The organism is Williamsoniiplasma somnilux (assembly GCF_002804005.1).
Lineage (GTDB): Bacteria > Bacillota_I > Bacilli_A > Mycoplasmatales > Mycoplasmataceae > Williamsoniiplasma > Williamsoniiplasma somnilux.
Map to the genome: position 1 here is coordinate 226,803 of NZ_CP024965.1, position 24,956 is coordinate 251,758.

A 24,956-nucleotide genomic window follows, 5' to 3' on the forward strand; every position below is an offset into this window, starting at 1 on the left:
ATTTATAATTTAGTTATAAGGATTTTAAATATGTTTTGAAATAAAAATAGAAAATTAAAAAAAGGTTTAAAACAAAGATCTTTTTTAGAATCAGCTTGGATAACCAATTTTTGAATAAAAGGCGATTATTTGTACTTAACCAATGCCACAAGCGATAAAGATAAATCTTCACTATCTATGCTTTCAATTGGGGTTTTAAAAGAAAATCTTGATAACAAAAATGAAATTGAAAGAAAATTTATTTCTGATCCATTACTTTCTAACCACACAAATTTAACTCATCAACTCACTGATGTGACCTTAATCTCACAATATCAAGGTTATTTACTTGATTTAACTTTTAACAATAATCAAATTCCTACACCGGTTTTAGTTTCGACTAAACCAGAATTGAAACCAATTTTAAAAATTGTTGAAAATTTTGCCGGTAAATTCGTATTAACTAATGAATATAAAATATATTTAAATAATGAACTTATTTACGATGAAAGCGGAGAAATTAATATTTGTAATTTTGGAACTAAAAATATTTTAATATCCTCTAAAAATAATCGTGAGTTATTTTATTTTAAGGACTCTCACTTTCGTGAACGAGTAATAGTTTCTAAAGGAAATTATTTCTTTAGATTAGAATGCTATAAACAAGATTTAATTATAGGCAAACCTATGTATGATCGATTTAATGAAGTAAACTATTTTCAACCCGTAATTTTTATTTACTAGGAAGGATTTTGTTTATGTTTAATAACAAATTAACGACAAGTTCAGAAATTATTTTTCTTATTTTTCTTATATTATTTGCTATGTTAATAATTTCAGTGTTAATTATCAGGCTCATCTTATTTTTTTGAGGCAATAAATGCAAAATTAATTTAAACGGAAAAGATTTTTTAAAAAGCTTATCGTTAAACTATCAAATCGACAATTTAACCATTATTGAAAAGAAGTTTTTTTGAAGACCAATTTTATTTTGAAATCACAAAAAACCCAAAACTTTGATTGTTGTTAAAAATCATTTACAAGCCGCTAATTTAAATTCGTTATTTAATATCTCGTATCAGTTTAATCAAATTCAAGACAATAAAGATAAAACAAATAGTTATAAATAACAAGTCTTAGGTGTGGTTGTTTTGTTACTCATTGCTGTTCTTGACTTAATTGCCTTGGTGTTAATCATTTCTCTAAGTAAACATTCATTTATGACAGTTGATGGAAGTATCGCTAGAATTAATCGTGTGTGAGTGGAAGGTTTATCAATTCTAGGTTGATTTTTATGTTTAACTATTTATTTTTGGTGATACAATTTAACAATTTCTAAAGGTGAAGAATTAATTAAATTAGTAGAGAAATATTTATCTTTAGAAGAACTTAAACTTTTAAAACATTATTTTAAAGTCTGAAGATTGATTCCATTTTCTTCAAGAATTATCATTTAAAAATAAAAAAATCACCATTGGTGATTTTTTGTTTTATTTATTTAAATTTGCTTTCTTTTGGGCAAGTTTTTCATATATGTTGTATTCGATAACTTGATCTTTTTTTCAAAGCCCAGCCATTGTTTCCCCAACCATACGCATTATAAAGATAGTGAATAATAGAGTGAACATAAGATTTGCTAAAGCTAATAAGAAATAGAAGATTTTGAAGAATCCACCATCATCTGAAGCTAATGTTCTAAATACATCTAAAACAGCACCGATTAATCTAATTAAAGCTAATATTCAAATGAAGACTAGTTCAACAGTCATGATAACTGTTCACACAACTCCAATAACTTTCATTAAACCGCTTTCTTGGTATTTGGTGTTTGCATCTTTAGATCAAAATAACAACACCGATGAAGCTCCAAAGGCAAAACCTAATGCAATTAGAATTGTTACAACAGTGTTAATAGTTCCAAAAGTAGTGCTATCAAAAACTATTGCAGCATTTTTCCCAGCGATAGTTGTAAAATAAGCGATTGCTGCAATTACAGTTCCTACTAACAATGTCATTCCTAATTGTTTAGAAATAAAAACACGAGGATTCATTGTTGATTTTGAGTTGATGTTTGGCATGCTTGATAATACAAATGGAGTAAAAAATCCTCCAAGAGTTAAACTCATTGAAATCAACACAAATTTGTTTGCTAAGATTGTTTGGTCATCGTTATTTTTAACAAATAAACAAATAACAAATGCTGTGTAAATAGTTTTTCAGGCGATATATGCAACTAAAGCTGTTGCCAATGCAAATATACCTAAATTTGCTGATCCTGATATACCAGCTAAAATATCGTCTGCGTAATAGAATCAAGCAAAGATAGATATAACTGCTAAGACTGTTCCAAGAATTTGCGCAAAATAAATTCACGTACGAGGAACAATCGAACCTTGATTGTAGTTATACATTTTTTCTTAAACCTCCTTGGTTTTCTATATTTTAACAAAATAAAAACCCTTCAAAGGGTTTTTATTAAAAAGTTAATGTTTATTTTTATTTAAAATTACAGGAATTATTAAAGGGTTACGTCGTTTAGTTCTAAAAATATATGGCGAAAGAGAAGATTTGATTGCACCTTTAATTGCACCGAAAGTTGGTTTAGAAGAGTTCAAGACTTCAAGCACTGCTGTAGTAACAATATTAATAGATTCACCAATGATATTACCTGAATCTTTAACATAGAAGCTTCCTCGTGAAATAATTCTTGGTTGACTTAAAAGTTTATTTGTTTGTGAATCAATTGAAACAACAACAGCTATTAAACCATCACGGGATAAGATATCTCGTTCACGAATTACGTTTGAAGCTTGTCCGGTCATGTCTTTTCCATCAACATAAACTGCATCAGCATCAATTCTTTTTCCGATTTGAGCATGGCCGTTTAATAATTCTAGAGTATCCCCATTGGCCATTACAAAACCATGACCTTTTTCTAAGTTTACTGATTCTGCGGTTTCAACATGTTTTTTTAACATTCTAAATTCCCCATGCATTGGCATAAAGTAGTTAGGTCTTAATAAAGTAAATAATAATTTTTGTTCTTCTTGAGAAGCGTGTCCAGAAGTGTGAATTTTGTTTGATATTGAAGATTCAATAACTTTAGCTCCAACTCTGGTTAAGCGGTTTATTAACCTTTCTACATCAGCTCTGTTTCCGGGAATTGGTGATGAAGAAAAAATAATAGTATCCCCAGAAATAATGCTAATTTGTTGATGTTTGTTATTAGCGATTCTTGATAAAGCAGCCATTGGTTCACCTTGTGAACCGGTTGAAATAACCATAATTTGATTTGCTTTATATTTGTTAATATCGTTTGGTTTAACAAATTCTTTTTCACTAATTTTTAAGTGACCCATTTGACGAATTATTTTAATAATTCTCTCAATTGAACGTCCTAAAATGACAATTTTACGATTATATTTTTGTGCTGTTTCGATAATATATTGAATACGATGAACATTTGATGCAAAAGTTGTAATAAAAATTCTTCCTTTGGCTTTGATGAATAATTTATCAATATTTTCAATGATTCCACGTTCTCCGGGAGTGTAACCCTCAACCTCAGCGTTGGTAGAATCGGCCATTAATAATTCGATTCCGTTATCTCCCATTGCTGCTAATTTAGATAATTCTGAATAATGACCTAATGGTGATCAATCGAATTTATAATCTCCAGTTGAAAAAATATTTCCGTTTGGTGTTTCGATTAAAATTCCAAAGGCATCAGGAATTGAGTGATTTAATGCAGCAAAACTAACACGTAAATTTGCTGATTTTCAAACATCGTCTGCTAAATAATCGTTAACAATTGTTGCCCCAGTTAATTTATTTTCTTTTAAACGATCTTTTATTAAAGCTGCAGCTAATGGTGGAGCGAAAATTACTGGAATTTTTACTTGTTTTAATAAGTAATGAATTCCTCCGATGTGATCTTCGTGTCCGTGAGTAATAAACATTGCTTTAATTTTATGTTGATTTTCTAATAAATATGAATAATCAGGAATTACTGCGTTAACACCTAACATGTCAGCATCTGGAAATTTAACTCCTGCATCAATAATGATAATTTCATCGCCATACTCAATGCAGTAAGTGTTTTTTCCAATTTCTTCTAAACCACCTAATGCAAAAACTTTTGTTGATATTTGAGTTTCTGAATAACGACGTTTAACTTCTTTTTGTTTAAAAATGAATGGTTTAATATCTTCGTTATTTAAAACTTCTTTTTCTAAAGCATCACCGTTAGCCGGAATGTCAACCATTGTTTCTTTTTTCATTTTTCCTCCTAAAGTATCTTAAAAGTATAGTGTTGTAATTATTAGTAATGATTAATTATCAAAATTATTATTATAAATTAGTTTGTATGTATATCTTTTAAGGAAACTTGTTTTCTATGTTAATAATAACATTAATAAATAATTATTAGACAATAAAAATCAGAATGTTTACTGAGTGTCTCATATGAAACTTTTTTAGTAATTAATTGATTAATAATCTCAAAATGAGAAATTTTAAATAATTTTGTAAAATTATTGTTTTTCTTATGTACGGTGCTAAAATGTCTTTAATTGTCTCGTTTTGAGATAATTGTATATTCAAGGAAAAGGTATTTTAGAAATGAAATCAAAATTAAAAAATTTCAATATAAGTTTAACGCCAACTTATTTAAAAAATCTTAGTCGAAGAACTAAAATTATTATTACTTCAATCGCAATGTCTACTCCAATAGTTTTGGGAGCGGCATTAACATTGCCAGGAATGGGAATTGAATCACTTAAATTTATTTCAAGTGTTGACGATTTTATCGAGAAAAATATTCCAAAGGGAAAATATGTTTTAAAAACATCAGGGACTTTTAGTAAAACGGTTATTGATGGTTTGAAATCAAGTTATTTAGCCGATGTAATGAGTGCAACTAATTGAAGCGCTTCTGAAGGAACTGCTGATAAACGTCGAATTTACGAAGCATATACTAATTTATGATTTGAAACTCGTTGAGGAAAAGTTATTGAAGATCAAAAATCTATTGATTTGTATGATGTTTCAAAAGATTTAATTGAATTTGATCGTGCATTTGCAGGCATTTATCATGATTTTGGATATGTCAATCCAGGATTGACATGAATTTTTCAACCTGGAACTTTGGGTAGGCTTTTCAACCCTAATTTAAAAAAAACAGAATGATACACCAATGTTGTTACTAAGCAAACGACAATAGATCAAAACACATATAATAATTCAGTTATTTCTACAGGACCAGGTTTAACAGGTGTTAATGTTCAAAATTCTATTGGGGCAAATATTGTTAATAATAAGGTTTGATTTTTAAATATTCAAAGGGAAAATATTAAATTACTGATGGAAATGAATCTTGGAGGACTTACAGGAATTTTTGAAAAAGCTCCCAAAGATATGAATGATATTCCACCACTAGCAAAGGTAAGTGATTTATATCAACCTAACTTTGTTAGAGGAATCAGAACAACTCAAGTTGGAATTTCTTTCCTATTTATAATAGGTCCATTATCATTAATTGCTGGTGGTGTTGGTATTCATTTGATAAAAAAGAATAATCCAAAAAAAGGAGACAACTAATATGAAAAAATTATTATACATATTAAGTTCGCTTGGACTTACAGCAACTGCGGCAGCCACTGTTGTTTCTTGTACAGTGCCACAAATTAAAGAAGATTATGATTTAAAAGTTGGTTTAGGAATTGATCGTAGTAAAGCACTTGATGATAGCAATCTTGTAAACGACTTAGGAATTACAAATTTTTATACAATCGGTGATAGTTTAAGTGACAGTGGTGGAATAGAGACTATTGGAAGTTTAGGACTTAATGAAATTTTCCAATTAGTAAGACCTTTATTAGACAAAATACCTGATCTTATCATTATGTTAGAAGGTTTGGTTGATGGTATTATTGATGGAATGGAACAAATTCCTGACCAATTAAAACCTATAGCTAAAAAGCTTGCCCACCTTGTTATAAAAATTAAAAAGGAAAAAGTTGAAAATGTTAAACTTAATATTCAAATGACTGATGCAGATGGTGTTGAAGTTGCCGGATATAGTCACGGATTTACAAATCAAAAACCAGCTGCTGTTGTAGTTGCTGAAAAATTAGGTTTTGTTGATCCTAGTGCCGAAGTCACTAAAGCTTCGAATGGTAAAGAATTTAAAGCAGGTGTTAGTACAAATGTTGTTGGTCTCGATTTAGAATCAGAGCAATATGGTTCTAGCAAAGATAAATATAATGGAAACAATTACGCTATTGGTGGTGCAACCTCAAGCACTGTTGATAATTTTACTGGTATACTTTTAAATTCTGTTCAAATTAATGATCAAGCAATGGCACTAGTAAAACAACACCAAACAAAATCCACTGATTTAGTTTTTATGGAAATTGGTGGTAATGATTTATTTAGTTTAATTGATATTTTTCATAATAGAAATAAAACATCAAATTGAGAACAACAAATTGAAACTAAATTAGACGAAGCCATCGGTAACATCAAAGCTGCATTATTAACTTTATTGAATAATGATGTTAAAAAAATTATAGTAGCTAATGCTCCTGATGTTAGTTTATTGCCTTTATACAATAATCCAAGTCTATTCGAAGAAGACAATCCCGATAAAGAAGAAAATCTAGCTGTCAAAGAATTTGCTCACTACATAACTGGAAAGTTTAACAAAAAATTCTTTGATCAATTTGACAAGATTAACAAAAAATACGGCAACACAATGATGTCTTATGATTTGGTTAAAAAAATGGACGATATGTTAAAAGAATTCACAAAAGACAACCCTAAAAAAATAGCGGATAAGCCTAGCGTTGACTTATTTGCCGCTTTTCCAGATCCAAAAATAACCGATAAAACTCTTGAAATTACCATGACCCACAAAATTAAAGATGGTTTAACTGTTGCTGATCTTGATAATTATTTCTTCTGAGATAGTATTCATCCTGGAAGTTGAGCTCACACAAGTGTAGCTAACGATTTATTTGATAATTACATTTTAAAAATGTTCCCAAAACAACAACAATAATAATAATAAAAAAATCCTACACTGTAACTGTAGGATTTTTTTAAATTAAAATTCAATCATCTTCAATATGGTTTGGTTTGTCTTTATCGATGCGATCGTAGTACAATTTACCGATATTGTGCTCTAATTCGTGTTGAAAAACAATAGCGACATAACTACGTAATTTTAATTCCACATATTCATGAGCTAAATAATCATAACCGCGTACAATAATTTTGTAATGACGTGGAACAATCCCTTCTCAATCATGATCAACACTTAAACAACCTTCCCCATCTTCTAAAGCTGTCATTTGTGAGCTTTTAGAAATAATTTCAGCATTGATCATAGCATATTCTTCAATTTCATTATTACCTCAATCAACACGAACAAAAAACATGTTTTTGTTAAGACCAATTTGAGGAGCTGCTAAACCAACTGCTGGGCGTAAATGATCAGCATTTCCAGAATGATTTAAAACTTCATCTTGGCTGTAACGAGTAAAATCAATCAGTCTTTGCATGCAATTTTCTTCTTCTGAAGTTAATTGTTCAGGGTTTTGTACATTAGTTGAAATTGAACGAATTATTTGAGGATTTGTGTCTTTCACAAGTCAAGAATTTGAAGGAATGTCTTTTTGCAATAAATCTTTTGTAATATCCAATTTCATAAATACCTCAACTAAAATTATACATAGATAAAAGATTATATTTTAGCCTAAATGTTAAGTTATAATTTATTTAATAAATAAATATTGGAGATCTTTTTGAGATGATTGTTATTAGTGGTAAGTATCGTGGACGTAAATTAAAAGCTTTGGAAGGAAAAAACACCCGTCCTACTAGCGCACGTGTCAAAGAAGATATGTTTAATATTTTGTCTAATTATTTTATTTACGAAGGTAAAACTTCTTTGGATTTATTTGGCGGAAGTGGAGCTTTATCAATTGAAGGTTTAAGTAGAGGAGTTAAGTTTGCTTATATTAATGATCATTTCCCTGCTGCGATTCAAGTAATTAAAGAAAATTTAAAAGGCATTGATCAACAAAGCTATGCATTATCTCAATTGGATTATGGTGAACTTTTAGAAACACTAGAAAATAAAGGGGTGCAAGTAGATTTAATCTATTTAGATCCACCATTTCCACACATTGAATATTATTATGATTTCTTTAATCGAGTTTTGAATTATAATTTATTAAAAGAATGAGGAATTATTATGACTGAAACTCCAGAATTGTTAGATTTCACAAAATTACCTGAGTTATCGTTATTAAAATACAAAGACTGAAAAAATAAACATTTATATTTCTTTAGATTAGAAAGGGGAGTTTAAAATGTCTAGTAATATTAAGCGTAGAATAGTTGTTATTTCAGGACCAAGTGGAGTTGGTAAGGGCAGCATTAATTCAGTTTTGAGAAAAGACAAACATTTATCATTGGAATACTCTGTGTCAATGACAACAAGAGAACCAAGAAACGGAGAAATTGATGGCGTTCACTATTTTTTTGTTACTAATGAAGAATTTGAATCAGCAATTGCTAATCATGAATTAATTGAACATGCGCAATTTGTTGGTAACTACTATGGAACTCCTAGGAAATATGTTGAACAGCAATTGCAAAATGGTAAAAATGTAATTTTAGAAATTGAAGTTGATGGCGCTACACAAGTTATTAAAAACGAAAAAGATGTTCTTTCAATTTTTTTGATGCCTCCAACTTTACAAGAATTAGCTAATCGTTTGCAAGGGCGACAATCAGAAACTCCTGAAGTAATTAAACAAAGATTAGATAAAGCTTTATTAGAAGTGCCTTTAAAACATACTTACCAATATGTTGTAGAAAATGACACTGTCGAAAACGCTGTTGCTAAAATTACTGATATTCTAGAAAAAGAAAATGCAGCTCAAAGTGATGGTCCAACAGTTTTCGATCGTTTAAAAGTAATGATGGGTAATCTTGTTGAAAACAATTACATGTTTTTTGTCGAAAACTGAGAAATGAACGTTAAAATTTTGCGCGATAATGGAGTTATCACAACTGAAGAGTTTAATGATTTTGATGCTAAAGAAAAAATGATTAATATATTAACCGCGCGTTTATATCATCGTGTTTTAGCACATGGGGAATTTAGTGATTTATTAGATAGAGATTTTGTTGAAAACCAAGTTCAACGTTTAATGTTTAAGATTAATTTCTTTAGTATCGAGCAAAAATTTGAAGAATAATTCTCGAGTAATAGCCTGAAATCTTTTAAAAAAAGTTTTCATTCATAATAATTTCTCTAACATTTTATTAAACGAAATATCTAAACAAGATCTTGAAGACAAATTTAAAAATTTAATTTTTGCAATTGTACACGGAACTATTACTTATAAAATTTATTTACAACATTTAAGCGACAAGTTAATTGACTCTAAAAAAACTCCAATAGAAATTCAAATTATTATTTGGATGAGTATTTATCAATTACGTTTTTTACAAGCAATTCCTCGTTACGCCATTCTTAATGAAGCGGTAAATATGGCTAAAAGTGTTAATCCTAAATTTGCCGGTTTTGTTAATGCTTGTTTACAAAAAATTCTTCGCGAAGAAAACACTTTTTATAATATTGACATTAAATCACCAACCTTAAAATTTTGTATTGAAAATTCATTTCCGCATGAGCTTTATTTAAAAATACTAGCTGATTATGGAGAGGGAATAGCGCAAAAAGTTGTTGAAAATTCATTAACTAAACCACTAATTAGTTTTAGGGTCAATACTTTAAAAATTTCCAGCGATAAATTTTGAAATAATTATCATGAACAATTAGCTCTAGTTAAAACTAAAGTTACAGATTGTTTTACTACAGATCAATCAATAGTAAAAACCGATATTTTTAAAAATGGTTTAATTACAATCCAAGACCAAGCTTCAATTCTAGTAGGAAACACATTGTCACCAAAATTGAATTCTCGAGTTTTAGATATGTGTTCAGCTCCCGGTGGTAAATTAACTCATTTAGCTGCGATTATGAATAATACAGGAAAAATTATAGGGTACGAAATTGCAGACAATAAATTCAAATATATTCAAGAAAATATTTTAAGATTAGGTGTTACTAATGTTGAATTAATTTGTAGCGATGCTACTAAAATTAATGATTCACAAGGCTTTGATTATATTTTATTGGACGCTCCATGTTCTGGTTTTGGGGTTTTAAAGCGTAAACCGGAGATTAAAAACAATTTTAACATTAAATCTGTTAATGAGATAACAATTATTCAAAAGCAATTATTAGTTACAGCCTTTGCTAATTTAAAAACTCAGGGAACATTAGTTTATTCAACTTGTACAATCAATAAAGAAGAAAATCAAAAACAAATAGAAGAATTTATCAAACATTACCCGAATATGACAATTATTTCAGAACAACAATTATTTGGTTTTGAAGATAACACAGATGGTTTTTATATTTGTAAAATGCAAAAACAATAATTTTTTTAAACAATCTTCGGATTGTTTTATTTTTTTCTAATCTTATATAGGAGAAAACATATGATTAGATTATTTTTGTTATTTTTATCAATATTTAGCTTTCAACCTTTATCTTTAATAAAAAGTGAAAACAACGTTAAAACTAGAGAAAAACAACCAGATTTCAATATTAGAAATTACCGAGAAACAGATTCTAGTTTTGAAAAAATTTACACTCAACCATTAACGATTGATGCATCATCACCAAATAACTCTTTGTATGAATTAAAAAATTATTTAAGAACTTTTGAAATAAAACTAGATATTTATGACAAAGATTTTATTAATAGAAACTTATTTCCAAGTTTTTTAGAATTTGATTTTGAAGAAAATCTTGTTTCAGAAGGTCATCGCTCAATTGCTCAAACTCATGTTGTCCAAGAACTTAATTTTAAGAAATTTCAAAATGAATTTGTAACAAATGATTATAATGTGTATTTTACAATGACTGGAGGTGCACCTTCTGCTTATCCTAATCAATCTTTGTTAAAATTTTCTTTCACTAAAGAAGGCAACATTGCTTTTACAACCAATAGAACCATTAATTATCCTATTATGGAAAAATATACTTATATTTCAAAACGTTTAACTAGGGTTGAAAACATTAAATTAATTTTTCAAAAGCCACAGATATTTAACAATTTAAATAATTATCAAATAAATGTTCCTTATAACGTTGATTCTAATAGCATTAATAATTTAGATATTCAAATTGCAAAATATTTAAAAAGTGACTTAGAATTTGATAAATATTTAGAAATAGCAAAATTAACTAACGAACAAAAAACGTTGTTATTATATCTTGATGTCAACTTGCAAAAATACATTTCAATTCAAATTTTGGTAAAACCAGAATATAATCACCCGATTATCAAATATTTATTAAACAATAAATTTTTGCGAGTAAAATTTGCTCAAAAAGTAGATTTATCAATGTTAAACATTAAAAATCAACTAAGTTTAAAAGAAGGCGAAAACCCCATTAAAGAATTTCTCAAAACCAACATAGTTTATAAAGCATTTATGGAGCAAAATTGTCTTTTAGAATACGACATAAAAACCAAAAAAATTTTTATAACTGGAAAAAATGATTTAATAACTAATAATTTATCAATTCAAATTAATTTTTATAAACCTAAACCACCTAAACAAGATTTAAATAGTTTAAATTTAAAAAATAATTTAGGTTTGATTCAAGTTGAAACAAATGACTGATATTTATCTGATGAATTCTATTTTAAAAAATGAAAAAACCAAAATATGCCAATTTTGATTGAACAAAAATTAGAAGATTATATTGTCGGGAGTTACAAAACTGGAGTTGTTGAAATTACAGCATCCACTAATAATGAAAAATTTTATGGAACAGTGCAAATTTTTTTACAAGTAGAAACACCAGAGGATCGTAAAATAGATATTGGTAGTTTGAATTTGATAACTAATTTAGGATTAATTAATTTAGAAAATGAGATTAACCCAGAGATAATTATTTTTAATAAATTGTTAACTTTAAATAAAGAAAAAACTGTTGAATTTAAATATGATGATTTTCTCCTATTCATTGATAACGAATTTGGTAATTTAACTGCTAAAAAAACAAATAAACATTTCAAAGGAAGTATATTTTTAACATTTGAATCATTTGTGGAAGTAATTAAAACCAATATCAATAATTTAGACTTAATTAATGATTTTACTTATATTGAATTAGATATAAATTTACTTAATGATGCTAACAAATTGTTTGATATTTGGTTTGAAGAAAACAAAACGACGCTTAACGAATCAAAAAATTATTTTAACTTTTTTATTTCAAACAACATTTTAGAAATCACAGTTAAAAAAACTAGTAAAAAATATGAAGGTTCCATATCTGCTATTTTTAGATTTGTGTCTCAACCAGCAAACACCGATAAAGAAGAAATTATTACAAAACCGAATTCCTCAAATTTAGATAAAAGTTCAAAAATTAAAATAATTTATATTCTTGTTATAGTTTTAGGCTTTATAACATTATTGATAACTATTTGATTCCTAATTAAAAAAATTCTACAAAAACGAAAAAACTAGGACTAAATGATAAAATCATATCTATATAGAGGTAGTTCATGAAGTTTAAATCAGCAAGTCTTTCTGAAATAGGTAATTTCCGTAAAAGCAATCAAGATTTTTTAGCTGCAGAAAAAAATAAAGATGGCGATTTATTCGCTATTGTGTGTGATGGTATGGGTGGTCATGCTCATGGTGAAATCGCTTCCAAATTAGCAGTACAAACATTTATTTCTAATTTTAAAAATAGTAAGTTTAATAATTTAACCAATTCTGAAATAAATGTTTGATTAAGAGAAACAACCAATAAAACTATGAAAGTTATGCTTTCCTATGCTGAAGATTTTCCTGATTCTTTAGACATGGGAACAACTTTATCTGCTATTTTATTTACAAATAAAAAGGGCTTTGTAATTAATATTGGGGATTCAAGAACTTATAAATTTGTTAATGAAAAATTATTTCAAATAACCAAAGATCAAAACTTATGGAATTCAACAGCTGACGAAGAAAAAGAAAAAATTAATAAAGCAGCCAATTATGGAAACAGATTTAACGAATTTACTTATTGAAAAGTTTTAACCTCAGCTTTAGGACCTAAGAAAACTTTAAAAATTGATACTTATTTAATTAAAGAACCAATTGGTTTATACATGTTAACAACAGATGGTGTTCATGATTATATTGACCAAGAATCAGTGATTGAAATTTTAAGTTCAAAAGCTAAGTTAAAAAGCAAATGTACTAAAATTGTTGAATATGCAAAAGGTGATCTTTCTACTGATAATCTTTCAATTTTATTAGTGGAGGTTAAGTAAAAATTATGGAAAAAGGCAAAACTCTACAAGTTAACAAAGAACTTTTAAAAACTGATAAACAAAACTTTAAAATCAACTCAGCTCCTTTGGTTGTTAAAAAAAATGAAGAACATTGAGTATCAAAAGATTCTTTGGTTAATGACAGATACAAAATCGTTGAAATAATCGGAAAAGGTGCATTTGCACAAATTTATAAGGCTTACGATACTTATGTCAAAAACAAACCAGTAGCAATTAAATTTATCAAAATTCAAGAAGATAATTCTTTAGCACAAGCTCAAGCATTAAATATTGAAAAAGAAGCATTTGCTAAATTTTCTTTTTCTAATAAAGTTGTAAGTTTGAAGGATTTTAACATTTGGAAAAAAATGTTTTACATGGTTATTGATTTAATTGAAGGTAAACAAGATTTAAACAATTTATTCTCTAAGGGTTATTTTTCGGTTATGTCCCCCGAAGAATTTAAATATTATTATTTACAAATTTGTGAAGGACTAAGTGAAATTCATGATGCAGGAATAATTCACAGAGATATTAAACCCGGAAACATTATGATAACAGAAACGGAAACTGTTAAAATATCTGATTTTGGTATTTCTCGTTTACGTTCAATTTTAAATAAAGAAACTCCTAATAATATAGGCTTTGAAGGAACTCCTAAATATATTGCCCCTGAACAAATTTTAGATTCATCAGTTTATTTAGAGCAATCTGATATTTATTCTGTCGGTATTATGATGTATGTTTCTTTGACTGGAGTTGAGCCGCATACATTATTTACAACACAAAAAATTCAAGACCCTAATGTGCAAAAGAAAATTGCTAAACTTAACATATATGGTAAAGTTGAATTACCAAGCGTTTATAATCCTAATCTAAATTCTTTCATAGATAATATTGTGATGAAATGTTTAGCAAAAGATTATAAAAATCGTTATCAAAATTTAAAAGATTTAATTGCTGATTTAAAGCAAATCAATGTTAAATCGGAAGCTAAGAATCTTGAAATTTCTAACGATATTAAAAATAAGAATGTCAAAAGGTCGTTAAATTCTTATAAAGGTCTAAAATATGAAAGATTTTTTAATAAGTTTACCAAAAAATGAATTATTCCTTTATTTTTAACAATGGGAATTTTAGTTATTGGTTTATTAATAGTCATATTAATTAGTTAAAAGGAGGATAAATGAAAGGAATTATTGTTTCTATTGCTAGTCGTCAAAGTAAAGTTTTGGTAGATGGTAAATATTTTATTTGTGAAGCGCGGGGTAATATTAAAAAAACATTCAATCCTTTGGTTGGTGATGTTGTGGATATTGAAATTATTGATGAATTAACGAAACATGCATTAATAACTAATATTTACCCTCGAAAAAATGAGTTATATAGACCTAAAATCGCCAATTTAGATCAAGTTTTAATTGTAACTTCCGTTAAAGAACCTGAATTAGCGACTTACATTTTGAATAAATATATTTGAATGCTTGAAATTATGAAAATTAAACCAGTTTTGATTTTCACTAAATTAGATTTAATAACTTCCGATGATCAATACATTATTGATAAAATTTCTTCTTATAAAAAGATGGGATATGAAGTTTTTTGTATTGACAATAAAAAACCAGACCAAATTATTCTTGATAATTTACACCAACAATTACAAAACAAAGTAAATGTATTTACAGGACAAAGTGGTGCAGGTAAATCTTCAACCTTAAATAATTTTTTAAATTTTGAAAAACAAATCAAGACTCAAGAAATTTCTATGTCATTAAACAGAGGAAAACATACAACAACAGATATTCAACTTTATCCAATTAACGGAAATATTCTTATTGCTGATACACCTGGATTTTCTTCTTTTGAATTAAAATCTATTGAAATTAGTGATTTACTTTATAATTTAAAAATTTTTAAAAATTATATTAATAAATGTCAATTTAATGACTGTAAGCATCTTAATGAAAAAAAATGTCAAGTAAAAATTGCTGTTGAACAAAAATTAATTCCACATTTTATTTATAATGATTATAAAAAGCTTGTTAAAGAATTGGCAACTTCAAAAAGGGGATAAAATAAGATGAAAAAATTTATTATTGCACCAAGTGTTTTAAGTGCTAACTACATGAATCTAAAAAACGATTTAACTCAATGTTTAGAAAATGATATTAATTGAATTCATTATGATGTTATGGATTATGATTTTGTTCCTAATTTAACTTTTGGATCAAAAATTTTACAAGACATTACTAGTCAAATCAAAATGAATATTGACATTCATTTTATGGTTAAAGTTAAAACCAAAAATTTTACAGATTTTTTTGTTGAATACATTAAAGCTAATCCTCAAATGATGACAATGCACATCGAATCTATGAATGCTAAAGAAACTAAATTGTTTATTGATTTATGCAAAAAAAATAACATTAAAGCTTCTCTTGCTGTTTCGCCGCAAACTCCAATTAAAAAAATAATTAAGTATTTACCAATAATTGATAATATCTTGGTTATGACTGTTGAACCAGGCTTTGGTGGTCAATCTTTTATAGAACATGCTGCAGGCAAAATTGGATTATTAAGAAAAATAATTGATCAAAATAATTACAAAACAACTATTGAAGTTGATGGCGGAATCAATTCAGAAACTAGCAAAATCGTAAAAGATTATGGTGTTGACATAATTGTTGCGGGTAGTTATTTATTTGGTCAAAAAGATTTTGCTCAAAGAGCTAAAAAATTAGCGGGTGGAAACTAAATGTACAATAGAGTTCTAATAGTTACTGCCAAAACTAATCAAAATTATAAATATTTTAATAATGACAATACTTTAATTATTGGTGTAGAAAGAGGTTGTTTAGATCTTATTGAAAAAAACATTAAAATTGATTTTGCCGTTGGTGATTTTGATAAGGTGGAATTAGAAGAAATAAATTTAATTAAAGCTCATTGTAAAAATTTTGAATTAGCTTCCTCTGAAAAAGATTTTTTAGATGGTGAATTAGCAATTTTGAAGGCTAAAGAAATTACTGATTCGCCAATCTTTTTTGTAGCTAATGCAACCAAAAGATACGACAAAAATTTATCAATTTTTGGTTTAGTTGTTAAATACAATATAACAATGTTTAATGATGAAACAACAATATTTAAAATTTTAAAACCTAATCAAATTTTAAAATTCGAAGATTTTCAAGATAAAACTTATATTTCTTTTTTTTCGTGAACCGATACTTTAATTAGTATTGAAAATATGAAATATAATTTAAAAAATTATTTATTAAAACCTTTTGATAATTTTTGCATTTCAAATGAATTAATAACATTTCAAGATGCCTATATCAAAACCAATCAAGATATTATTTGCATTGCCACAAAATAAAAACGAACACAAATTAAATGTGTTCGTTTTTATTCTTCTTTAGATTTTAATGTTTCTTTTAATTTTCTTTCAGCATCTTTTAAAGCAATCTTTTCTCTTTTAATTCGTTCTTTTGTATATTTATATTTGCGCTTATTTTCAAATTTTTGTTGACCTGTAGATTGACGATATAGTTGTTTTTGTTTTAAAGCTTGAGCTTTAGCAACAATTAATTCAGCTTTAGATATTTTCACTTCCGAATGTTGTTTATTAATAATCTCATCTCTTGTTAAAATGCTTGTGTAATCTAAAGTAATGTCTACATCATCATCTTCAATATTTTTAAATTTCATAACTGCTCGATTACCTTTGGCAATTTTTTTTGCCATAATTTGTGCATCTTCTAATGTAAAAAAATTACCATCATTGGCTTCAATAATATTAACAACACCCTTATTATCTGTAAAAACCTTTCACTTCTTCATTGTCATTTCCTACTTTTCTTAACTTCATTTTAACAAAAAACCACTTCTTTACAGAAAAGAAGTGGTTATTTTTGAATTGGTGCCCTTTGTCGGGGTCGAACCGACACGAGTTTCCTCGTCAGATTTTGAGTCTGATGCGTCTGCCAATTCCGCCAAAAGGGCAATACTTAATTATTATAACTTTAAAAATAACAAAGAAAAAGAGTTTTTAAAATAAAATGAACCGCAAAAGCGGTTCATTATAATTATTATCCAACAACTTTATCTTGTTTTTTCAAAGTTCTTAGAGTTCTAGCAGAAACCTTAATTGTGAAAGTTCTACCATTTTCGTCCATAACTTTAATTTTTTGTAAGTTTAAGTTTCATTTTCTTCTAGTTGCGTTTAAAGCATGTGATCTTGAATTTCCTGAAAGAGCACCTTTGCCTGTTAATGTATCTTTTCTTGCCATATTTGTTTCACCCCTAAACTTTTTTCAATACTTGTAGATAATACTAAATTATTTACTAAAAAGCAACAATATTGGAAATGAAGTGCTTTTTTATTTTTTTATTTTAATTTAGTATTTGAAATATCTAATTACGAATAAATTCATTAATATAATTTTAAAATTATAATAGAAATGTAATAACCGTAGAAATTAAAAAATTATCAAACTTTAAACGATCGTTTCGTTTTGTTGTATCAAGTAAAAATTAATTAAACTAATTAAAAAATAACTCTAATTATGAATAATTTGAAAAACTATAAATATTATTGTTTCTTTTCTAATATGTTAAAATTATTTAAGTAAAGGTCGGTGAATTTTGTGAACAATATAGACAAAAATGTCATTAAGGTCATCAAAGATGCGATAGTAACAGTTCCTGGTGTAGCTTCATTTGCGAATTTTCAAACAGAAGATATAAACGAACTTGCCACACGCGATATTGATAATGCCGTTGAGTACACAAACACCGATAATATTACTCGTTTTAGAATCCACGTGATCTTAATCGGCGGAGTAAATATAAAAGATGTAATAAATGAAATACAAATTAGAGTTAAATACGAATTAGAAAAAGTATCAAAATTTACAGTTAAATATATGGTTGACGTTGCTGTTGATGATTTAATGTTGATTTAAAAGAAAATTTTATATATAAATACTTAGGTGAAAATAGAGATGAAAAAAATACAAGAATTAATGAATATGTTAACAAGTGGAGTTAACAACTTATACAATAATTACCCACATATTGATAAACTTAATGTTTTTCCAGTTCCTGATGGTGACACGGGAACGAATATGAATTTAACTGCAAACAATGGATACAACGACATTGTTGATGGTGATTTTAAATCAATAGGGGATTTATTGTCGGCTTTTGCACGTGGTCTTATTATGGGAGCTCGCGGAAATTCGGGAGTTATTTTTTCGCAAATCATGAAAGGCTTTTCGCGCGGAATGACTTCAGCTAAGGAATTATCTGTAGCTGAGTGAAAACAAGGATTGCAAGGTGCTAAAGAAATTTCATATAAAGCAGTTATGAAACCTGTTGAAGGAACAATTTTAACTGTAATTCGTGAAACAAGTGAAGCTGCTGATAGCTTTGCAGATGATATGGATATTAAAGAATTTTGAAAAGAAATTGTTAAAGTTGCTAATATATCTTTGGAAAATACACCTAATTTATTACAAGCCTTAAAGGATGTTGGAGTAGTTGATTCCGGTGGTTATGGATTAGTTAAATTTTTTGAAGGAATTGCATCAGTGGCAATTGAAGATAAAATCATTCCTAAAACTGATAAATTGGAAATCAACGAAGGTGGCAACATTGAAATGCAATTAGAAGATTCTGAATTTGGTTATTGTACTGAAGCGGTTGTTTTACTTTCGCAAGATTGAATCGACAAATTGGAAGTTAATACCATTAAAGAACAATTGCAAATTTACGGAAACACTTCAATGGTTGTTGTTATTGATGAAGATATTTTAAAAATTCATACACACGCATTAACTCCGGGACAAGTATTGTTGTTCTTACAACAATATGGAGACTTTAAAACTGTTAAAGTGGAAAATATGAATCTTCAAGCCGACAAACAAATTAAAGGTGGAAACCCTAATGTTAAAACTGAATGAAAAGAAACTTCATCAATCAAAGCTGAACGTAAATTAAGGAATGAAATGGCAACAATTGCTGTTGTTCCTTCTCAAGAATTAAAAGACTACTATGAATCAGAATTAGGAATTGATTTAGTTATTAATGGAGGATCAAAAATGAACCCTTCAACTAATGATTTCTTAAAAGCTATTGAGCAAGTTGATGCAAAAACTGTTTTTATAATGCCTAATAATTCAAATGTTATTTTGACAGCTAAGCAAGCAGAAAAAGAAGAAACAAAATCAAAAATTTATGTTATTCCTACAAAAACAATTCAACAAGGAATGAGTTCGGCATTAAGTTTTGATTCAGCAACTTCACCTTCTAAAAATAACACTAACTTAACTAAAGCAATTAAAAATGTTGTTTCGTTTAGTGTGTCAAAAGCAGCAAAAGATTCAACTGTTGATGGAATTAAAATTAAAAAGAATCAACAAATGTCAATTGTTGACAACAAAATTGTGGATGTTGCTCAAAGCTTAAAAACTGTTTTTGAAAAACATTTAGCAAAATACATTACTAATAAAACTGAAATTTTAACAATTTTTATTGGTCAAGATGCAGATGCTAAAAATGTCAATGATTTAAGAAAGTTTTTAGATGAAAATTTTGATGTTGAATATGAAATTATTGAGGGTGGACAAAAAATTTACTCATTTATTATTGGAATTGAATAGTTATAACCCCATATAAAAATATGGGTTTTTGTTTATTTAAAATATATAATTAATTTATTGAAACTAAATAGAATAGGGGAATGAAATTATGTATAAAATAGCATTTGATGTTATGGGTTCAGATCATGGATCTAAAGTTGCGATTCAAGCAGCTAGTGAATTCTTAAAAGATAAAAACGATTTAGTGATTATTTTTGTTGGTGATAAAGCCGAAATTGAAAGTGCAATTAAAGAATTCAATATTTCCGAAAATAAATATGAAATTTTAGCAACCACAGAAACTATTGATATGAATGGTTCTATTTTGGATGTTAGAAGAAAAAAAGATGCTTCAATGGTTAAAGCTTTAGAATTGGTAAAAAATAAAAAAGTTGATGGTATGTTAACTGCTGGTTCTTCAGCTGCTTTTCTTGGGGGATCACATTTTATAATTGGTGAATTTGACGGTGTTTCTAGACCAGCTTTTATGCCGACATGACCGACAATTAAAAATAATACAACTCTATTTTTAGACGCAGGAGCTAATTTAGAAAACACAAGTCAAGATTTGCATACATATGCTCAATTAGCAACAATTTATGCAAAAACAATTTTGAATATAAAAAAACCTAAAGTTGGTTTATTAAATGTGGGTATTGAAGAAAGCAAAGGTAAAGATTTACAAAAAGAAACTTACAAGTTGCTTAAAGAAGATAAATCTATTAATTTTTTTGGTAATATTGAGTCTCGCGAAATGATTAGTGGAGAAGTTGATATTATTGTCACAGATGGATTCTCAGGTAACATCGCTCTAAAATCGATGGAAGGTTCTCTAAAAAACATGATGTCAGTGATTAGTAAATCAATGAAAAAAAATTTATTTCGTAAATTGAGAGCTGTTTTACTTTTAAAAGCTTTTAAAGAAGTTGCTGAAACTTTTGATTATAAAAATCATGCCGGAGCAATTTTGTTAGGTGTGGATGGAATTGTTTTTAAATCACATGGATCAAGTGATGTTAAATCATTTAGAGCAACTTTAAGAATGACTTATGCAGCAATAACTGGGGATGTTTTAACAAAAATGAAAAAGGAGCTAACAAAATAATGACGGTTCAAGAATTTTTAAAAAAGTTTGGAATCACAATTAAAAATTCACATTATTTTGATGAAGCCTTAACTCACAATTCTTATGCAAACGAAAAACATTTAAAATACACATATCAAAGATTAGAATTTTTAGGTGATGCAATTATCCAAATGTATGTTTCTAATTATTTATATAAAAACTATCCTAAACTTAGTGAAGGTATTTTAACTAAATATCGTTCGAATATTGTTCGTGAGGAATCTTTTTCTATGGTTGCAAAAGAAATTAATTTAGGTCAATTAATTAGATTGGGTCAAGGTGAATTAAATTCTAGAGGTTTTGAAAAACCTTCCATTTTATCTGATGTATTTGAATCATTTACAGCAGCAATTTATTTAGATCAAGGTGAACAAATAATGCTTGAATGATTGAAAAAAACTTTGTTCAAAGAAATTAGTAAACCAGGCTTTATGGATAAAGTAAAAGACTATAAATCTGAACTTCAAGAATATTTACAAGCCGAAAATCGAAGAGAATTAAAATATCTTGTTGCTGCTGAAAAAAATTTAAAAAATGATAATAAAACCGAATATACGATCAACGTAGTTTTAGACGGTCAAAAATTTGGTGTAGGAAAAGGTTTTTCCAAGCAAGAAGCTGAGCAAAATGCAGCAAAAGATTGTCTTTCTAAACTTGTGATAAACCGCTAAAACAAACACTTGTGTTTGTTTTTTTGTTGGCCTGATTTGATATAATAATATGGAATTATTTTAATAATTTTTTATTCTTTAAAATTAGAATAAAACTGGAGGTATTAATGTTATTTTTGAAACAAATCCGAGCTTATGGGTTTAAGTCTTTTGCTGAACCAACTAATTTAGACTTTACACATGACATGATTGGAGTTGTGGGTCCAAATGGTTCTGGTAAATCAAACATAACTGATGCTATTCGTTGAGCTTTAGGTGAACAATCAGCTAAATCATTACGCGGTGGAAATTTAGATGATGTTGTTTTTGCAGGTTCTGTTAATAAGCCTGCTTTAGATCAAGCTGAAGTAACTTTGGTTTTTGATAATCAAAAAGATAGATTTTCTACAGTCGATTCACCAATTGTAGAAATTACTCGTCGCTTTAATAAAAAAACTCGTGATTCTGAATTTTTAATAAATGGTCAAAAAGCCAAAATGAGAGATGTTCAAGATATTGCTTTAGAAACTGGATTAACAAAATCATCTATTGCGATTATTTCACAAGGTACAATTTCAACATTTGCCGAAGCTAAACCAGAACAACGTCGCGAAATTTTTGATGAAGCAGCAGGTGTTGCTAAATACAAAAAACGTAAACGCGAAACAACAATTAAACTTTTAAAAGCAATGGAAAACTTATCGCGTTTAGAAGACATAAATAATGAAATCGGAAGACGTTTACCTAATTTAGAAAAATCTGCTAAAAAAGCTTTGCAATATAGAGAAGCAATTGAAGAATTACAAAAATATGAATTAGCAATTTTAGCAAAAGATGTTAAAACATTTAAATTTAGAATTGATGAACTTCATGAACAAAGAAATATTTTTGAAGAAAAAGTTAAAAAACTTTCTAATGAAATTAATTTTTCAGAAGAAGAATTTGCTCAAATGATTGAACAAAATTCTTCTTCTGAAAAATCGTTAACAGAACTAAATGCTAAGTTTAATGAATATGTACAAAGAATTAGTAATTTAAAAGTTAAAAAAATCGATGCTGAAAATAGAGAAAATTTACAAGATAAAAATTCTTCACAAGATGAAATCAAAATTAAACAAATCAAGAAGCAATTTGATCAAGCTAAAATTAGTTTACAAACAGAAAAAGATAGACAATATAAATTAAACAATCGTATTATAGAACTAAAAGAAAAATATGATTATTTATCAAACGAATATAACAATACATACGATGAAATTCAATCATTAACTAAAACTAAATATCGTTTACAAAACGAAAAAGAAGTTAATGAAAATGGAAACCGTAATTCCACATCTTTTGGACCAAGTTTTGGTGTCCAAGCAATAATTAAACAATCTAATACTTTAAAAGGAGTAATTGGTACATTACTTTCTTTGGTTACTGTACAAGAAAAATTTCAAACTGCTATTTCAGTTGTTGCAAGTGCGTCAATGCAATCATTGGTTATGGAAACTAGTCAAGATGTTAAAAATGCAGTTGAATTTTTAAAAAGAAATGTAGCTGGAAGAGCAACATTTTTGCCGCTTGATACATTAAACCCTTCTTCAATTCAAGGTCCACAAAGAACAGCAATTGAAGCTTTTGAAGGATTTGTGGGATTTGCAAATGATCTTGCAAGCATTGATAACAAATATCGCAAAGCATTAGATTATGCTTTAGGAACAATAATTGTGGTTAAAGATTACGATTCAGCCGTCGCGCTTGCTAAAAGTATGAATTATAAATTTAATATTGTTACATTAGAAGGAGAAAGAATTCTTCCTCATGGAGCAATTATTGGTGGAAAAAGCAAAAGTCAAAATATTTTTGGTGATGTTAAACCAGTTAACTCACTTGAAGATATAGAAAAAACTTTAATTCAATTAGATATAAAAGAAAAAGAATTAAATCAAAAACTTAATGATTTAAAAATTGAACGCGACAGAATAAGAGATGAATTAGCTGATGTTCAAAGTTCGATTCGTTCTTCACAACAAAGTGTTGAATCATTAAAAATATCGATGAAAGAATTTTCTGAAGATTATCGAATTATTGCAGGTAAAAATTTATTAGAAACTGAACAAAATAGTTTTTCAAATGAAAGTGAATCAATTAAAATAACTCGCGAAATTTCTAAATTAGAAAGTGAAAGAGATGAAGTCCAAGTTCAGATTAATTCACTTTCTTCAAATAAAAATAAATATGCTGATCGTCAAATTGAATTAAATCAAACTAACAGCATAAAACGTAAAGAATTAGATAAAGACAAAGAAGAACTTGCAAGTATTCGTGCAGAATTAGCTGTAATTCAAGAAAAAAATGTACGTTCATTGCAAAAGTTGGCCGAAAGTTATGGAATAACTGAACAAACTGTTTTAGAAATGGAAATTCCTGAATTTGAAAACGAACAAGAAGTTCGTGAAAGAATAATTTTCTTAACTACACAAATAAAAGATATTGGACCGGTTAATATTGATTCAATTGTTGAATACGAAGCTGAAAAAGAACGATTTGACTATTATTCTATACAAACTAAAGAAATTCATGAGGCTGCAGAAAAACTACAAACAATTATTAAAGATATTGATATAGCTATGGAAACACAATTTAAAAAAGTTGTCGATGATGTTAATTTAGCACTACCAGAAGCTTTCCAAAAATTATTTGGTGGAGGAACTGCAAAATTAATTTATACTCAACCTGATAACATTTTAGAAACAGGAATTGATATCGAAGTTAATCCTCCAGGTAAAAAGATTTCTAACTTAAATCTTTTATCTGGTGGAGAAAAATCATTAGTGGCATTATCGGTTTTATTTTCAATTTTGAAAGCAAGACCTTTACCACTAGTTATTTTAGACGAAGCCGAAGCACCATTAGATCCAGCCAATGTCGAAAGATTTGCTAAATATGTAAAACTATTTACTGAAGAAACCCAGTTTATCATTGTTACTCACCGTGAAGGAACAATGGAAAATTGTGATGTACTATTTGGAGTTACAATGGAAGCTAAAGGAGTTACAAAAATTGTTAAAATTAAGCTTATTGATGCAAAAGCTTTAGCGGTTCAAGACCCGGACAATCAATAAAAGGTTTACCCTTTTATTTTTTA

General features: G+C 27.8%; 24 protein-coding genes and 1 tRNA gene. 19 read left to right on the forward strand and 6 right to left on the reverse strand.

All coding sequences use genetic code 4. The features are described 5' to 3' along the window. Positions 1 to 30: 30 nt before the first annotated feature. The 3 genes from ESOMN_RS01025 to ESOMN_RS01035 are packed head-to-tail and all read left to right on the forward strand — an operon-like array spanning position 31 to position 1,436. Positions 31 to 723: a hypothetical protein gene (locus ESOMN_RS01025; protein WP_024863728.1), complete on the forward strand. Its 693-nt coding sequence runs from the start codon at positions 31 to 33 to the stop codon at positions 721 to 723. 14 nt (positions 724 to 737) lie between these two features. Beyond that, positions 738 to 1,109 (forward strand): hypothetical protein, encoded by a 372-nt coding sequence (locus ESOMN_RS01030; RefSeq protein WP_024863727.1) that lies wholly within the window; start codon positions 738 to 740, stop codon positions 1,107 to 1,109. A gap of 12 nt (positions 1,110 to 1,121) precedes the next feature. Next, positions 1,122 to 1,436 (forward strand): hypothetical protein, encoded by a 315-nt coding sequence (locus ESOMN_RS01035; protein ID WP_024863726.1) that lies wholly within the window; start codon positions 1,122 to 1,124, stop codon positions 1,434 to 1,436. A 33-nt stretch (positions 1,437 to 1,469) separates the two neighbouring features. Here the strand turns inward: ESOMN_RS01035 and ESOMN_RS01040 are convergent, their stop codons facing one another. Together ESOMN_RS01040 and ESOMN_RS01045 are read right to left on the reverse strand one after the other, a co-directional pair. Beyond that, positions 1,470 to 2,390, reverse strand: coding sequence for a hypothetical protein (locus ESOMN_RS01040; protein WP_024863725.1), 921 nt, complete (start codon positions 2,388 to 2,390; stop codon positions 1,470 to 1,472). Between the two features lie 72 nt (positions 2,391 to 2,462). Further along, on the reverse strand, positions 2,463 to 4,244 hold the full coding sequence (locus tag ESOMN_RS01045; RefSeq protein ID WP_198511468.1) for a ribonuclease J: 1,782 nt from the start codon (positions 4,242 to 4,244) through the stop codon (positions 2,463 to 2,465). A 355-nt stretch (positions 4,245 to 4,599) separates the two neighbouring features. Here ESOMN_RS01045 and ESOMN_RS01050 point away from each other — a divergent pair, with 355 nt between their 5' ends. Both ESOMN_RS01050 and ESOMN_RS01055 read left to right on the forward strand, forming a co-directional pair. Continuing rightward, on the forward strand, positions 4,600 to 5,577 hold the full coding sequence (locus tag ESOMN_RS01050; RefSeq protein WP_024863723.1) for a hypothetical protein: 978 nt from the start codon (positions 4,600 to 4,602) through the stop codon (positions 5,575 to 5,577). 1 nt (position 5,578) lies between these two features. After that, positions 5,579 to 7,039, forward strand: a complete 1,461-nt coding sequence (locus ESOMN_RS01055) for an SGNH/GDSL hydrolase family protein (RefSeq protein WP_024863722.1) — start codon at positions 5,579 to 5,581, stop codon at positions 7,037 to 7,039. A gap of 40 nt (positions 7,040 to 7,079) precedes the next feature. On the opposite strand, the gene def is transcribed toward ESOMN_RS01055, so the two are convergent. Then, positions 7,080 to 7,688 (reverse strand): peptide deformylase, encoded by a 609-nt coding sequence (gene def, locus ESOMN_RS01060; RefSeq protein WP_084027492.1) that lies wholly within the window; start codon positions 7,686 to 7,688, stop codon positions 7,080 to 7,082. 101 nt (positions 7,689 to 7,789) lie between these two features. Here def and ESOMN_RS01065 point away from each other — a divergent pair, with 101 nt between their 5' ends. Genes ESOMN_RS01065 through ESOMN_RS01105 form a run of 9 tightly spaced genes read left to right on the forward strand, consistent with a single transcriptional unit; the run spans position 7,790 to position 16,782 of the window. Then, entirely contained in the window at positions 7,790 to 8,353 is a 564-nt protein-coding gene (locus ESOMN_RS01065; protein WP_024863720.1) for an RsmD family RNA methyltransferase, read from the forward strand. Position 8,354: 1 nt separating this feature from the next. Then, entirely contained in the window at positions 8,355 to 9,248 is an 894-nt protein-coding gene (gene gmk / locus ESOMN_RS01070; RefSeq protein ID WP_024863719.1) for a guanylate kinase, read from the forward strand. Next, positions 9,238 to 10,500: a 16S rRNA (cytosine(967)-C(5))-methyltransferase RsmB gene (gene rsmB, locus ESOMN_RS01075; RefSeq protein WP_024863718.1), complete on the forward strand. Its 1,263-nt coding sequence runs from the start codon at positions 9,238 to 9,240 to the stop codon at positions 10,498 to 10,500. The genes gmk and rsmB overlap by 11 nt, the downstream gene beginning before the upstream one ends. A gap of 60 nt (positions 10,501 to 10,560) precedes the next feature. Next, positions 10,561 to 12,609, forward strand: a complete 2,049-nt coding sequence (locus ESOMN_RS01080; RefSeq protein ID WP_024863717.1) for a hypothetical protein — start codon at positions 10,561 to 10,563, stop codon at positions 12,607 to 12,609. Positions 12,610 to 12,647: 38 nt separating this feature from the next. Then, positions 12,648 to 13,406, forward strand: coding sequence for a PP2C family protein-serine/threonine phosphatase (locus ESOMN_RS01085; RefSeq protein WP_024863716.1), 759 nt, complete (start codon positions 12,648 to 12,650; stop codon positions 13,404 to 13,406). Positions 13,407 to 13,411: 5 nt separating this feature from the next. After that, positions 13,412 to 14,581 carry a serine/threonine-protein kinase gene (locus ESOMN_RS01090; protein WP_024863715.1) on the forward strand — a complete coding sequence of 390 codons (1,170 nt, stop codon included), beginning with the start codon at positions 13,412 to 13,414 and terminating at the stop codon, positions 14,579 to 14,581. An 11-nt stretch (positions 14,582 to 14,592) separates the two neighbouring features. Further along, a complete protein-coding gene (rsgA, locus tag ESOMN_RS01095; protein WP_024863714.1) occupies positions 14,593 to 15,480 on the forward strand; it encodes a ribosome small subunit-dependent GTPase A in 888 nt (295 codons plus the stop codon). A gap of 6 nt (positions 15,481 to 15,486) precedes the next feature. Further along, a complete protein-coding gene (rpe, locus tag ESOMN_RS01100) occupies positions 15,487 to 16,161 on the forward strand; it encodes a ribulose-phosphate 3-epimerase (protein ID WP_024863713.1) in 675 nt (224 codons plus the stop codon). Beyond that, the gene (locus tag ESOMN_RS01105) at positions 16,162 to 16,782 is read left to right on the forward strand and encodes a thiamine diphosphokinase (protein WP_024863712.1); all 621 of its coding nucleotides are present in this window, start codon (positions 16,162 to 16,164) and stop codon (positions 16,780 to 16,782) included. It abuts the gene before it with no gap. Between the two features lie 29 nt (positions 16,783 to 16,811). Here the strand turns inward: ESOMN_RS01105 and ESOMN_RS01110 are convergent, their stop codons facing one another. From ESOMN_RS01110 to rpmB, 3 genes are all read right to left on the reverse strand, one after another. After that, positions 16,812 to 17,246, reverse strand: coding sequence for a hypothetical protein (locus ESOMN_RS01110; protein WP_024863711.1), 435 nt, complete (start codon positions 17,244 to 17,246; stop codon positions 16,812 to 16,814). A 77-nt stretch (positions 17,247 to 17,323) separates the two neighbouring features. Beyond that, positions 17,324 to 17,408: transfer RNA gene (locus ESOMN_RS01115), tRNA-Leu, on the reverse strand. Positions 17,409 to 17,494: 86 nt separating this feature from the next. Then, entirely contained in the window at positions 17,495 to 17,695 is a 201-nt protein-coding gene (gene rpmB, locus ESOMN_RS01120) for a 50S ribosomal protein L28 (protein WP_024863710.1), read from the reverse strand. Between the two features lie 357 nt (positions 17,696 to 18,052). On the opposite strand from rpmB, the gene ESOMN_RS01125 reads away from it, so the two are divergent. The 5 genes from ESOMN_RS01125 (at position 18,053) to ESOMN_RS01145 (ending at position 24,933) form a co-directional block, all read left to right on the forward strand. Further along, positions 18,053 to 18,370 (forward strand): Asp23/Gls24 family envelope stress response protein, encoded by a 318-nt coding sequence (locus tag ESOMN_RS01125; RefSeq protein ID WP_024863709.1) that lies wholly within the window; start codon positions 18,053 to 18,055, stop codon positions 18,368 to 18,370. Positions 18,371 to 18,409: 39 nt separating this feature from the next. Continuing rightward, a complete protein-coding gene (locus tag ESOMN_RS01130) occupies positions 18,410 to 20,068 on the forward strand; it encodes a DAK2 domain-containing protein (protein ID WP_024863708.1) in 1,659 nt (552 codons plus the stop codon). Between the two features lie 88 nt (positions 20,069 to 20,156). Beyond that, positions 20,157 to 21,152, forward strand: coding sequence for a phosphate acyltransferase PlsX (gene plsX / locus ESOMN_RS01135; RefSeq protein ID WP_024863707.1), 996 nt, complete (start codon positions 20,157 to 20,159; stop codon positions 21,150 to 21,152). Further along, positions 21,152 to 21,844 carry a ribonuclease III gene (gene rnc, locus ESOMN_RS01140; protein WP_024863706.1) on the forward strand — a complete coding sequence of 231 codons (693 nt, stop codon included), beginning with the start codon at positions 21,152 to 21,154 and terminating at the stop codon, positions 21,842 to 21,844. Before plsX ends, rnc begins: the two co-directional genes overlap by 1 nt. Before the next feature lie 107 nt (positions 21,845 to 21,951). After that, positions 21,952 to 24,933, forward strand: a complete 2,982-nt coding sequence (locus tag ESOMN_RS01145) for an AAA family ATPase (RefSeq protein WP_024863705.1) — start codon at positions 21,952 to 21,954, stop codon at positions 24,931 to 24,933. Positions 24,934 to 24,956: the final 23 nt, after the last annotated feature.